Source organism: Pantoea sp. FN0307, assembly GCF_050113815.1.
Lineage (GTDB): Bacteria > Pseudomonadota > Gammaproteobacteria > Enterobacterales > Enterobacteriaceae > Mixta > Mixta alhagi.
Window position 1 is genome coordinate 326,985 of sequence record NZ_JBNJSO010000003.1, and the last position, 12,848, is coordinate 339,832.

Sequence of the window (12,848 nt, forward strand, 5' to 3'; positions counted from 1 at the left end):
CCCGCTTACCGATGGCGAAGCGCAACGGGCCGTTCGGCGGGAACCACCATATCAAGAGGCATGCACATGAATATCGTTGGAAACTTTATTGGCGGCAAAATCACCTATAGCGCCAGCAATGAAACTATTCCGGTTTACGATCCTGCTACCGGTAAAGTGGTGCGCGAACTCACGCAGAGCACGGCGGATGAGGTCGCACAGGCGATAGAAGTGGCGCATAACGCTTTCCCGGAGTGGTCTAATACCTCCCCGCTGCGCCGCGCGCGCGTTATGTTTAATTTTAAAACCTTGCTGGAAAAGCACCGCGACGAACTGGCGGAGCTGATTGTTAGCGAGCACGGCAAAGTATGGTCGGATGCGCTGGGCGAGCTGACGCGCGGCATGGAGGTGGTGGAGTTCGCCTGCGGCATTCCGCACCTGATTAAAGGGGAATATTCGCCGAACGTCGGCACCGGCGTTGACAGCTACTCGCTGATGCAGCCGTTGGGCGTGGTGGCGGGCATTACGCCGTTTAACTTCCCGGCGATGGTGCCGATGTGGATGTTCCCGATCGCGCTGGCCTGCGGCAATACTTTTGTATTGAAGCCGCCGGCGCTTGATCCTTCTGCTGCCGTGCGCATGGCTGAGCTGTTGAGCGAAGCTGGCCTGCCGGATGGCGTGTTCAACGTCGTACACTGTTCTAATGAAGATGCCGCACAGCTGTATACCGATAGCCGCGTTCAGGCGGTGAGTTTTGTCGGCTCGTCGGGCGTAGCGGAACATATTTATAAAACCGCCAGCGCTTATGGCAAGCGTGTGCAGGCATTCGGCGCGGCCAAAAATCATGCCATTGTGATGCCGGATGCCGATCTGGACGCCACCGTTAATGCCATCATGGGCGGCGCTTTCGGCTCGGCGGGTGAACGCTGCATGGCGCTGCCGGTCGTGGTGGCAGTGGGCGACGATACCGCCGATAAGCTAATTGCGCGCCTTACGCCGCTGATAAAAGCGCTGCGCGTAGGGCCGGGCATGCATAAAGGCAGCGAAGAAAATGAAATGGGGCCGGTGGTGTCTGCCGTTCATCAGAAGAAGGTACTGGGCTATATCGATAAAGGCGTAGCGGAAGGGGCGGCGCTGGTAGTGGACGGCCGAAATTTTCAGGTGCCGGGCCATGCAGAAGGCTACTATGTTGGCGGCACCCTGTTCGACAACGTCACGACAGATATGGTTATCTGGCGCGAAGAGATTTTCGGACCGGTGCTGGGCATTATGCGCGCGCCTGATTACCAGAGCGCGCTGGCGCTGGTAAACAGCCACGAGTTTGGCAATGGCAGCGCCATCTTTACCAGCAATGGGCATACCGCACGTGATTTTGTACAAAACGTAGAGGCGGGTATGGTCGGTGTCAACGTTCCGGTGCCGGTGCCGATAGCCTTCCACAGCTTTGGCGGCTGGAAGCGTTCGGTATTTGGTGCGCTGAATGTTCATGGCCCGGACGGCGTGCGTTTCTATACGCGGATGAAAACGGCAACGGCACGCTGGCCGAGCGGCCAGCAAACAGTATCTGAATTCAGTATGCCAACGCTGGGCTAACGGGTTTACAAGGAGAAGCGAATGTCGTTACTTGCTAAACGTCAGCAGCCTGATGCCAACGGGCGTATTCAACACATTACGCCAGAAAGCGCTGGCTGGCGCTTTGTTGGCTTTGATGTCTATCTGCTGAAAAAAGGGCAAACCCTGACGCTGGAAAGCGGGGAGAAAGAGCTGTGCCTGGTGCTGGTTGCGGGGCTGGCGTCGGTGAAAACGCAACATGCAGAGTTTCCCGATATTGGCAAACGGCAGTCGCCTTTCGAGCGCACGCCCCCTTACTCTGTTTATGTGCCGCATCACGATCGTGTTGAGGTGATGGCTGATTCCGATCTGGAGCTGGCCGTATGCAGCGCGCCGGGGCAGGGCGATTTACCCGCACGGCTGATTGCGCCACAGGATGTGGGCGTTGAGCATCGTGGTAAAGGGCGCAACAAGCGGCTGGTGCATAATATCCTGCCAGATGATAAGCCTGCCGATAGTCTGCTGGTGGTAGAGGTGTATACCGATGAGGGCGATACCAGCTCTTATCCCAGCCACAAGCATGATCGGGAGGACTCACCGGATGAAACCTATCTGGAAGAGACCTACTATCATCGTTTCCAACCAGAGCAGGGCTTCGCCATGCAGCGCGTTTATACCGACGATCGCTCGCTGGACGAATGTATGGCGCCCTATAACCGCGATGTGGTTACGGTGCCGCGCGGCTACCACCCAGTCGCCACGCTTGCCGGTTACGATAACTATTATCTGAACGTCATGGCCGGGCCGGTACGGAAGTGGAAATTTACCTGGGAGAAGGATCACGCTTGGGTTAACAGCGACGATTATCCTGCTAAAGAGAAATAAACCTGCACGGTAAAGCGTATCAGGGCAGCCGGAAAGGCTGCCTTTTTTTCTGGCAAAGTAAGGTGCTTGCGCGGCTGTACTCTGCTGTCTGAACGCCTCGTGACTTAAGCCAGGAACTCATCAGGGCACCACTCCGTAGTCAGAAACTGCAGCCTGGTCACCGGTAGCCGCAATCGTCAGAAGCAGCCCCGCACGGGCTGCTTTATGACTGTCAGAAGGGATGAGCAGCAGAACTACTCTTTGGCATTGTGCAGCGCCAGCGATACCGCCAGCGTCTGTGCCAGACATAAAGAGGCGACCTGAGAACGGAAGCCATCCACCTGCGCTTCGCGCACCACAAAACAGACATCGCTGAAGGCAGCCAGCGGGCTTACCTGGCTATCGGTAATGGCAATTTGCTGCGCGCCACGTCGGGCGCCCATCTCCACCAGTTCCACTCCTTCACGGGCGTAAGGCGAATAGCTGATGGCAATAACCACATCTTTGGGATTCACCAGGCTGAGCTGCTCAGTGAACATGCCGCCTAAACCATCGATAAGGAAAGCGCGACGCTCCAGATGGCGCAGGGCGTAAGTCAGATAAGACGCCACGCTAAAAGAGCGGCGCAGGCCAATGACATAGATATTTTCAGCATTATTAAGCATCTCCACCGCTTTATTAAGCTGCTCAGGGTTGGTCTGCATCGCTAACTGCTGTAAAGCCTGAGAGTTCACCATGGTGAACACATTCAGGATCTCCGCCGGATTTTCAGGCGAGGCAGCAGCCTCGTCGGTAGCCGTTTGCCGAAACAGACGCGCACGCTCGGTATAGTTAACCGTTTCCTCCATTAAATGCTGGCGAAAAACCTGCTTCATTTCGTTAAAGCCGCTGAAGCCAAAAGCATTCGAAAAGCGAATCAGCGTAGAAGGCGGTACGTCAGCCTGCTGAGCAATAGAGGCGACAGTGTCAAAAGCAATACTATTGCTGTTATCAAGGATATAACGTGCAACCTGTTTCAGGCGCTTGCTGAGCGTATCGTAACGACGACGAATGTCGTCCTGTAACAGGGAAAGCTGGGTAGGATTAGTTGTCATTACTTCGGCCTGCTAAAAATGATGGGCATTTTGCTGAGCAATATTCTACCAGACGAATGGAAAATTTCATTTGAATCACGGATTAGCAGACTTTATTTCATCGCAACATGAATCACCTCACAAAAAGTGGTGCTAAATCGCGTGCCGTAGAGCGATAAGAAAGCAGAAAAGCAGGCAATTCAGCGCGATTGCGGTTAAAAAAAATCACGCCGCCGACAGGTATGATATCAGCGGCGTGATGGCTCTGGATATTAGCTGGCCTGGCGTACCGGCCGTGCCTCACGCCAGTAGCCGATGAGCGTCAGATAGTTGTTTTTTACCTGTTCAATCAGCTGTTCGTCGTTCAGTTCGCCCTGCAGCCACTGGCGCGACGGCTGACCGAAAATGGTCCGCCCTACGGCAAAGCCTTTCACCCATGGAGCCTGCGCCGCGTCGCGGAATCCCGCTTTAAGCTTATCTTCCGGCGCATCCAGCCCTAACAGCAGAATGCCCCGACACCAGGGATCGTGCTGCTCAATGATGGAGCCAAGTGCCTGCCAGCTTTGCAGCGACAGCGGCGGCAGCTTCCACCAGTCAGGCTGTACGCCAAGCCGGTAAAAATGTTGAACAATATCAAGATAGTAAGATTCCTGACGATCCGGGTTATCCTCCGGCAGGATCACTTCCAGCAGCAGTTCGTGGCCCGATTTATTGCAGCTGCGCCAGACGTCGCGAATCAGTGCATCCTGCTGTTCACGCAGCTCGGCCTTATCGTGCGGATGGTAAAAGACCAGGCACTTCACCACATGCTCCTGCGGCCAGTCGATCAGTTGTGAGCCGATGTTGCCATGCTCAAGACGCAGCGGACGCGATCCGGGCATTTCAATAGGGCGCCCGATCCACCAGCCTTTGCCGGTGATGGCATTTAACGCCTGCTGACCATATGTGGTATCGGCCAGAATACCGCTGTGATTTTCTAAACCGGCCTCGCTGGCCGCCGCTTCAGCTGCCTGCAACAACAGCATTTTTAGCTGCGGAATACGTGCTGGTTCGGCACCCGCCTCCTGGGCCATATCAAACAGCTGTTTGCGATGGTCGAACGCAAACACGCAAAGCTCCTGCCAGTTCTGCTTGCGGGTGGTCACCCGATGAAGATGGTTAAGCCGCACGTCGCGATCGGGGCGTTTTACTTCGCTATCGCGGCTGAGATAATCATCCAGCTCCGCTTTGGTTGGCATTGCCGGCGCGCAGCCGTGACGCGATACCACCAGCGCGCCGCAGGCGTTGGCATAGCGACAGGCCTGCTGCCAGCCTTCGTCGTTTAGCCAGCCGCGCAGCAGACCCGACATAAAGGCGTCGCCCGCGCCCAGTACGTTTAACACTTCCACGCGCACGCCGCTCTGTAGCGTGGTGTGATCCCAGCTGTCCGGAATATCGCCTTCAAAAACAACGCAGCCTAACGGGCCGCGCTTGCATACCAGCGTCGCTTTACTGGCCTGACGTACCGCTTTCAATGCCGTCAGCGTATCGGTGCTGCCGCCGGCGATATGAAACTCTTCTTCTGTTCCAACGATCAAATCGAAATAGTGCAGCACTTCCTGTAGCTGCTGAGTCACGCGCCCTGATTCGATAAAACGGGTTTCGCCATCGCCCAGCGATGTCAGTCCCCACAGCACCGGACGATAGTCAATATCCAGCGCCGTACGTAATCCGTGCCGCCGCGCAATCTCCAGCGCTTTTAATACTGCCGCACGCGTGTCGGGATGAGAAAGGTGGGTGCCGGTTACGGCAACCGCCCGGGCGGAAGCAATATAGTCTTCATCAATATCCTGCGGCGTCAGGCCCATATCCGCACAGTTATCGCGGTAGAAAATTAACGGGAAGGTATCCTGATCTTTAATTCCCAATATCACCAGGCCGGTTAAACGACTTTTATCGGTAATCAAAAATTCGGTATCGACGCCTACGCGCTGCAACTCTTCACGCAGGAAACGGCCATTGTGCTCATCGCCGACGCGCGCCAGCATCGCTGATTTCAGGCCCTGAATGGCGGTGCCGTAAGCGACATTGCCAGAGGAGCCGCCGAGATATTTGGCAAAGGTGCTGGTATCTTCCAGACGCGCACCGATTTGCTGACCGTAGAGGTCAACGGCAATACGGCCAATGCAAATCACATCAAGCCGCTTCTGTTGTGTACTCATACCTTGTGATTTCCTTTTGTGATAAGCAGTCACTGTCGAGCGTCTCCAGAGATCTTACGGGAAATCCCGATAATCCGATCGCACCGGATCAACTGTGTTGGCAGTATGGGAAATAAATATTTCAAAAACAATATAAAATGAAATTATCAACCCAAAACTGTGAGGCGGGTAAAAATCTTCTGGCGTTTCTGCTGCCCTGAAAGCGGTGATTAATTGCGATGAAAAGCCGATGTTCTCTTGCTTTAGCACAGATATTGAAGCAGCTAACAACGCACAGTAAATGAAATGGAATATTTATTTTTTACGCAATGTTCTGCTGTTGTTTCACTTCTCGCTGTACCGAAGCCGCTTTGCGGGCTGGCTGAATCCATAATTTGATCTCACTCGCAAAATGAAATGTTTCTTCTGTAATCGTATTTTATGAAAAAAATATTTGTTTATAATCGCCTCACGTTTCACTAATCAGCCGTCGGGCGATTAGCGTTTTGGTCGCCAGCACAGGCGAATTACGGCGCACCCTGTTAACGGTTACTCCACGGGTAAAGGATAAGCAAATGGGCAAGATCAGATTAACCACGGCACAGGCGCTGGTGAAATTTCTTGATAATCAGTACCTGAGCGTTGACGGGGTTGAAACTAAGTTCGTTAAGGGCATCTTCGCCATTTTCGGCCACGGTAACGTGCTGGGTCTTGGCCAGGCGTTAGAACAGGATAGTGGCGATCTGATAGTGCATCAGGGCCGCAACGAGCAGGGGATGGCGCATGCCGCTACTGGCTACGCCAAACAGAAACTGCGTCGTGAAATCATCGCCTGCACCTCCTCCGTGGGTCCCGGCGCAGCCAATATGATTACCGCCGCCGCAACCGCCACGGCTAACCGCATTCCCTTGCTGCTGCTGCCTGGCGATGTGTTCGCTACGCGCCAGCCCGATCCGGTGCTACAGCAAATTGAACAGAGCCACGACCTGAGCCTGAGCACCAACGATGCGTTTCGTGCCGTCAGTAAATATTGGGATCGCGTGAGCCGTCCTGAACAACTGATGACCGCCTGCATCAATGCCATGCGCGTATTAACCGATCCGGCGGAAACCGGCGCGGTGACGCTTTCGCTGCCGCAGGATGTGCAGGGCGAAGCCTGGGATTACCCTGATTATTTCTTTCAAAAGCGTGTGCATCGGTTAGATCGCCGTCCCGCTACTGAAGCGCAGTTACAGGACGCATTAGCGCTGCTGGCACGCAAGCGTAAGCCACTGATTGTCTGCGGCGGCGGCGTGAAATACTCCGGCGCTGGCGAGGCGCTACGTCAGTTTGCTGAACAGCATCACATTCCTTTCGCGGAAACGCAGGCGGGCAAAGGCACGTTAATTTCCGATCATCCGCTGAACGTAGGCGGCGTTGGCGAAACCGGCTGCCTGGCCGCTAACCTGCTGGCGAAAGAGGCCGATCTGGTGATTGGCGTCGGGACGCGTTACACCGATTTCACTACCGCATCAAAATGGATATTCCAGCACCCCGACGTCAGCTTCCTCAATATCAACATCAGCAATTTCGACGCTTACAAACTGGATGGCGTGCAGGTGGTTGCCGATGCGCGTGAAGCTTTGGCCGCACTGAATGAACGTTTGAGCGCGCAAGGTTTTAGCAGCGAATGGGGCGCTAAAATCGAACAGGCGCAAAGCAAGCTGCTCAAGGAAACGCAGCGCGTTTATCAGGTGGCTTACAGTGAAGAAAATTTTGTGCCGGAAATTGATGACAGCATCGATCGCGAAGCGCTGTTCGCCGAGTTTAATCGCCTGACCGGCTCCTTTCTGACTCAGAGCAGCGTGCTGGGTACCCTGAACGAGCAGCTGCCGGAGGATGCAGTTATCGTCGCGGCGGCTGGCAGCCTGCCGGGCGATCTGCAACGGGTCTGGCGCACCAAAGCGCCGAACGGCTATCACGTTGAGTATGGCTACTCCTGCATGGGCTATGAGATTAACGCCGCGCTCGGCGTCAAGCTGGCTGAACCCCAACGCGAAGTCTATGCGCTGGTGGGCGACGGCTCTTTTATGATGCTGCATTCCGAGCTGGTGACCTCGATTCAGGAGAAAGCCAAAATCAATGTCGTGCTGTTCGACAATATGACCAACGGCTGTATCAACAACCTTCAGCTGGAACACGGCATGGACAGCTTTACCACCGAGTTTCGCTTTCGTGATAACAAAAGCGGCAAGCTGGACGGCGGCTTTATCCCGGTTGATTTCGCCGCCATCGCTGCCGGTTACGGCTGTAAAACATGGCGTGTGACCACGCTGGAAGAGCTAAGCCATGCGCTGGAAGCGGCGCGTAAAGAAACCGTATCAACCCTGATTGACGTGAAAGTTTTGCCCAAAACCATGGTGCATAAGTATTTCAGCTGGTGGCATGTCGGCGGCGCGCAGGTTTCCACCTCCGAGCGCATTGATGCCGTGGCTAAGATGCTGAACGAGCATGTCGAGCAGGCACGTAAATACTGACTATTAAAAAATTTAGCCCTTAACTATCTGACATCTATCCTGACAGCGAATCTTGCCAGCCTGCCTGGCGGGTTCGCGCCTACCCTGAATTCTGGAGACATCATGACTCTGAAACTTGGCGTTATCGGCACCGGCGCAATCGGCCAGGAACATATTCGTCGCTGCAGCAAAGTGTTGCAGGGCGCCACCGTAGTGGCGGTCTCTGATATTAATCTTGAAAGCGCGAAGGCGGCACTGACGCGACTTGGCCTGCAGGCGGAAGTGTACGCCAATGGTCATGACGTGGTGAACTCGCCTGATGTGGACGCGGTGCTGGTGACGTCCTGGGATCCTACGCATGAGGAATTTACCCTGGCTGCTATTGCCGCCGGTAAGCCGGTTTTCTGTGAAAAACCGCTGGCGATGACCGCCGAAGGCTGCCGTCGCATCGTTGATGCCGAAATGAAATTCGGCAAACGTCTGGTACAGGTTGGTTTTATGCGTCCTTACGATGTGGGCTATCGTGCGCTGAAAAAAGTGATTACTGACGGTGAGATCGGCGAGCCGCTGATGCTGCATTGCGCGCACCGTAATCCAACGGTGCCGGAAAGTTATACCACCGATATGGCAATCACCAGCACGCTGATTCACGAACTGGATGTGCTGCGCTGGCTGACCAATGATGACTATAAAACCGTGCAGGTGGTTTTCCCGCGCGTGACGTCAAAAACACATGCTCGTCTGAAAGATCCGCAGATCGTGCTGTTTGAAACGCAGAAGGGCATCCGCATCGACGTAGAAATCTTTGTTAACTGCGCCTACGGCTACGATATCCAGTGCGAAGTGGTCGGCGAAGAGGGCATAGCCAAACTGCCGGAACCCTCTGCCGTACAGATGCGTAAAAGCGCCCAACTTTCCACCTCCATTCTTACCGACTGGAAAGATCGCTTTATCGATGCCTATGACGTAGAGCTGCAGGCATTTATTAATGATGTCAGTAGCGGCTCCCTGACCGGACCATCCGCCTGGGATGGTTATGCCGCTTCCGTGGCTGCCGATGCCTGTCTGAAGGCACAGAACAGCGGCGCTATCGAGCCCGTTGAGCTGCCGCCACGCCCGGCATTTTACGATAAGGCTTAATTTCCCGCGCGCTTCCTGCCCTGGCGGGAAGCGCGTGCATCATGCACTGAGCAATCAGGGAGAAGGTTATGAAGATCGCTTTCGATGTGGATGTCATTAGAGATTTAGGCATCACAAAGATGGTTCATCAGGTGGCTGACTGGGGCTACAAGTATATTGAGCAGTCGCCGCATCCGCAGATTAACCCTTTTTATAAGCACCCGAAGGCCAGCCGGGAAATTATGACGGAGTACAAAAACGCGCTGAAAGCCACCGGCGTGGAGATCTCCTCGTTTATCGTGGTTTATCGCTGGTCAGGCCCTGATGAGCTGCGTCGCCAGGCGGCAGTTAAAAACTGGAAACGCATGATTGAAATTGCGGTTGAGATGGGCGTACAGGTCATCAATACCGAGCTGTCCGGTAATCCGAACGAGCCGGAGATTTGCGAAGAGATGTTCTATCGCTCAATGGAAGAGCTGCTGCCGATCGTAGAGCGCGAAGGGATCCGCCTTGAAATTCAGTCACATCCGTGGGATTTCTGCGAGCGCAACAATGAAACCGCCGACATCGTTAAGTCATTCCGCAGCGAGAACGTTAAGTATGTCTACAGCGTGCCGCACACCTTTTTCTATGACAACGGCAAAGGCGATGTAAAAAGCATGCTGGAGTACGTGGGCGACGATCTCTCACACGTACTGATTGCCGATACCATGAATCACACCAAACACTGCCGTTATATCGTCAACCCGCCGGGCGTTGATGCCGCAGTGCATCAGCACGTTGGCGTGGGTGAAGGCGAGGTGGATTTCACCGCGCTGTTTAAAACGCTGCGTGAAATGGACTTTGCCAGCCGCAGCTGGAAAGTGGGCGGCGAGTCGATTATTACCCCGGCGCTGTTTGGTTACCCGGAAAAGATGAAGTATCAGGCGGTGGAAACGCGCGAACTGATAGAGCGCGAACTGCTGGGCAAATAGGGTGGTTAGCTCCGTTGGAGCCTGACCGCATGACGGCTAAAGGCCGCCGTACCGAATCGGGAATGCATCATGAACAAAGATAACGTAAAGCTGGCGATTGCGCCGATTGGCTGGACCAATGACGATATGCCAGAGCTGGGGAAAGAGAATACTTTTCAGCAGACCGTAAGTGAAATGGCGCTGGCTGGCTTTAGCGGCAGTGAAGTCGGCAGCAAATACCCACGCGATCCGGCAGTATTAAAACCCATGCTGGAGATCCGTGGCATTGAGATCTGTAACGCCTGGTTCAGCACTTTTTTCGCCAATGGCGAAAAGGCGAAAACCATCGATGAGTTCATCAACCATATGAATTTTCTGCATGCGATGGGCGCGAAAGTTATCGGCTGCTCTGAGCAAAGTAAAAGCATTCAGGGTACTTCGCTGGCGGTGTTCGAGCATAAGCCGGTGTTTACTGATGAAGAGTGGTACTTAACCGCAGAAGGGTATAACGAGCTGGCAAAAATCGCCGCTGAGAAGGGAATGCAGGTTTGCCTGCATCATCATATGGGCACCGGCATTCAAACGCCGGCTGAAATCGACCGCTTCCTGGCGTTAACGAATGATGATGTCTATCTGCTGTACGATACTGGTCATCTTTACTATTCAGAAAATAGTGAGCAGGCGATGCTGGCGGTGCTGGAAAAACATCTGTCACGCATCAATCATGTACACCTGAAGGATGTGCGTGATGAGGTGGTGGCAGAAGTGCGTAAGCAACAGCTCTCTTTCCTGGATGGCGTTAAGCGCGGCACCTTTACCGTGCCCGGCGACGGCGTGATTGATTTTAAACCGGTATTTAAGCTGCTGGATGACGCGGGCTACTGCGGCTGGATGGTGGTGGAGGCGGAGCAAGATCCTGCGTTGGCCAATCCTTTTGAATATGCGGTAAAAGCCCGCAAATATATTCGTGAGACAGCAGGAATTTAACTTAGCGAGCAGGCCTCACGCCTGGTTTGCGTGATAAAAAAACGCCGCCATTATCTGGCGGCGTTTTTTATCTCAACTTTTGGCGCGGCTTATTTCAACGTAATAGTGTTGATAATGTTTTCAGCCTGGGTCTGCGCCTGCTGCTGATTGCCAGCCGGTAGGGTAATTTGCAGCGTCAGGAGTTTGCCTTCGGTCTTCGCTAATACCACCGAGGACCATGCGGTTTGATTATTGGCGGAAATCACCGTGTCCAGCTGCTGTGCCGCTTCACCTTTCAGGTTAATCGCCTTGTTGGTTACCACCTGAAGCTGTGGATCGCGGTTGCGCTGCTGCTGTTCCAGACGCTGAGCCAGAACGTCCAGCCCTTCATTTGTTGCGTCGCCTTCAATCACGATAATGGCACGCTGACCGCTTTCATCAGCATAAACGTGCATATTATTAGCCTGAGTGCCCAGCTTGCCGCTTTTATCCGACATTCCCGCAGGCAGATTAAAGCTCAGCTTGCCATCCATTAACGATACCGTCTGTGCTGCGGTGCTGGCGCTGGCACCATTATCGTCTGCCGTGGCCTTATCCTGCTGGTCGCAAGCGGCAAGGCCCACTACCAGTAAACCTATTCCAAGATATTTCGTAAGTTGACGCATCAGGTTCCCTTTTATTTATTTGCCTGGCAATACAAAGCTTAATACAAACCGAATCAGCGCGTAAAAGCAACCAATCGTATGTCACGATCTTAGACGCGCTGACGCCAGCTGGCTATTGCCGCTTAGCCGAAATTGTATTGTGCGCGTTGTGAGCGTTCCGCCATGCGCTTAAGCGCCGCGTTAAGCAGTACGCCATAGGCTGGCAAAAAGAAAACCATGCAGATTAGAACTTTAAAGCTGTAATCCACCAGCGCGATTTCCACCCAGTGCTTAGCCATAAAAGCATCGGTACTTTTGTAAAAAGCGATAAAGAAAAAGGCGATGGTATCGCTGATATTGCCTAAAAACATGGCACAGGCGGGTGCAATCCACCACTGGGGAAGCTGACGCAGTCGGTTAAAAACATGAACGTCCAGAACCTGTCCCAGCGCATAGGCCATAAAGCTGGCGCAGGCGATACGCGCAACAAACAGGTTTACCTCATGCAGCGCGCTTACTCCCTGCCAGCTCCCGTTATAAAACAGTGCAGAGATGGCATAGGAGATAAACAGCGCCGGAACCATGACCGATAAAATAATGCGGCGTGCCAGCGGTGCGCCAAAAATACGCACGGTCAGATCGGTAGCCAGAAAGATAAATGGGAAGCTGAAAGCGCCCCAGGTTGTATGGAAGCCAAAAACAGAAATAGGCAGCTGTACCAGATAATTACTGGAGGAGATAACCAGAATATGAAACAGGGAAAGCCAGACAAGCGCATGCTTCCGCTGGCGCGGTGTAAAGGAGATCATAATTTACCTTTTTACGTTGGGGTGAGGGAACCCATTGTTAAATCAGCGTAATCGCATTTTTGCTGCTGACGCAGCGGAACGCGTTACTTTATGTACAGGCTTCCAAAAGTCCTGGTTACCTGTACGCTGACGATGTTGCCTGCCTGTCGATACAGGAGAGCGGCGGCATCTTACCGCGTTGTTTCCGCATTGCAATGGTTAATTTTAACGCAAAC

At 53.8% G+C, this 12,848-nt stretch carries 10 protein-coding genes; 6 read left to right on the forward strand and 4 right to left on the reverse strand.

Features of this window, described 5'->3' with window-relative positions; genetic code table 11:
• The first annotated feature begins 66 nt into the window (after positions 1-66).
• Both ACQE3Z_RS11980 and iolB read left to right on the forward strand, forming a co-directional pair.
• Positions 67-1,572, forward strand: coding sequence for a CoA-acylating methylmalonate-semialdehyde dehydrogenase (locus ACQE3Z_RS11980; protein WP_426973984.1), 1,506 nt, complete (start codon positions 67-69; stop codon positions 1,570-1,572).
• A 21-nt stretch (positions 1,573-1,593) separates the two neighbouring features.
• A complete protein-coding gene (iolB, locus tag ACQE3Z_RS11985; protein WP_426973985.1) occupies positions 1,594-2,415 on the forward strand; it encodes a 5-deoxy-glucuronate isomerase in 822 nt (273 codons plus the stop codon).
• Positions 2,416-2,648: 233 nt separating this feature from the next.
• Here iolB and ACQE3Z_RS11990 read toward each other — a convergent pair whose 3' ends face one another.
• Together ACQE3Z_RS11990 and ACQE3Z_RS11995 are read right to left on the reverse strand one after the other, a co-directional pair.
• Complete coding sequence (locus ACQE3Z_RS11990; RefSeq protein WP_250651464.1) at positions 2,649-3,488, reverse strand: MurR/RpiR family transcriptional regulator; 840 nt, start codon at positions 3,486-3,488, stop codon at positions 2,649-2,651.
• A 251-nt stretch (positions 3,489-3,739) separates the two neighbouring features.
• Positions 3,740-5,668: a bifunctional 5-dehydro-2-deoxygluconokinase/5-dehydro-2-deoxyphosphogluconate aldolase gene (locus ACQE3Z_RS11995; protein ID WP_426973986.1), complete on the reverse strand. Its 1,929-nt coding sequence runs from the start codon at positions 5,666-5,668 to the stop codon at positions 3,740-3,742.
• Positions 5,669-6,222: 554 nt separating this feature from the next.
• Here ACQE3Z_RS11995 and iolD point away from each other — a divergent pair.
• The 4 genes from iolD to iolE all read left to right on the forward strand — a co-directional run bounded on the left by iolD (position 6,223) and on the right by iolE (position 11,201).
• Complete coding sequence (gene iolD / locus ACQE3Z_RS12000) at positions 6,223-8,163, forward strand: 3D-(3,5/4)-trihydroxycyclohexane-1,2-dione acylhydrolase (decyclizing) (protein WP_426973987.1); 1,941 nt, start codon at positions 6,223-6,225, stop codon at positions 8,161-8,163.
• A gap of 102 nt (positions 8,164-8,265) precedes the next feature.
• On the forward strand, positions 8,266-9,282 hold the full coding sequence (locus tag ACQE3Z_RS12005; protein ID WP_426973988.1) for a Gfo/Idh/MocA family protein: 1,017 nt from the start codon (positions 8,266-8,268) through the stop codon (positions 9,280-9,282).
• 68 nt (positions 9,283-9,350) lie between these two features.
• The gene (locus ACQE3Z_RS12010; RefSeq protein WP_250651468.1) at positions 9,351-10,235 is read left to right on the forward strand and encodes a sugar phosphate isomerase/epimerase family protein; all 885 of its coding nucleotides are present in this window, start codon (positions 9,351-9,353) and stop codon (positions 10,233-10,235) included.
• Positions 10,236-10,304: 69 nt separating this feature from the next.
• Positions 10,305-11,201, forward strand: a complete 897-nt coding sequence (iolE, locus tag ACQE3Z_RS12015; protein WP_426973989.1) for a myo-inosose-2 dehydratase — start codon at positions 10,305-10,307, stop codon at positions 11,199-11,201.
• 89 nt (positions 11,202-11,290) lie between these two features.
• Here the strand turns inward: iolE and ACQE3Z_RS12020 are convergent, their stop codons facing one another.
• Together ACQE3Z_RS12020 and ACQE3Z_RS12025 are read right to left on the reverse strand one after the other, a co-directional pair.
• Complete coding sequence (locus ACQE3Z_RS12020) at positions 11,291-11,845, reverse strand: DcrB family lipoprotein (RefSeq protein ID WP_250651470.1); 555 nt, start codon at positions 11,843-11,845, stop codon at positions 11,291-11,293.
• A gap of 122 nt (positions 11,846-11,967) precedes the next feature.
• Positions 11,968-12,633 (reverse strand): 7-cyano-7-deazaguanine/7-aminomethyl-7-deazaguanine transporter, encoded by a 666-nt coding sequence (locus ACQE3Z_RS12025; protein ID WP_426973990.1) that lies wholly within the window; start codon positions 12,631-12,633, stop codon positions 11,968-11,970.
• Positions 12,634-12,848: the final 215 nt, after the last annotated feature.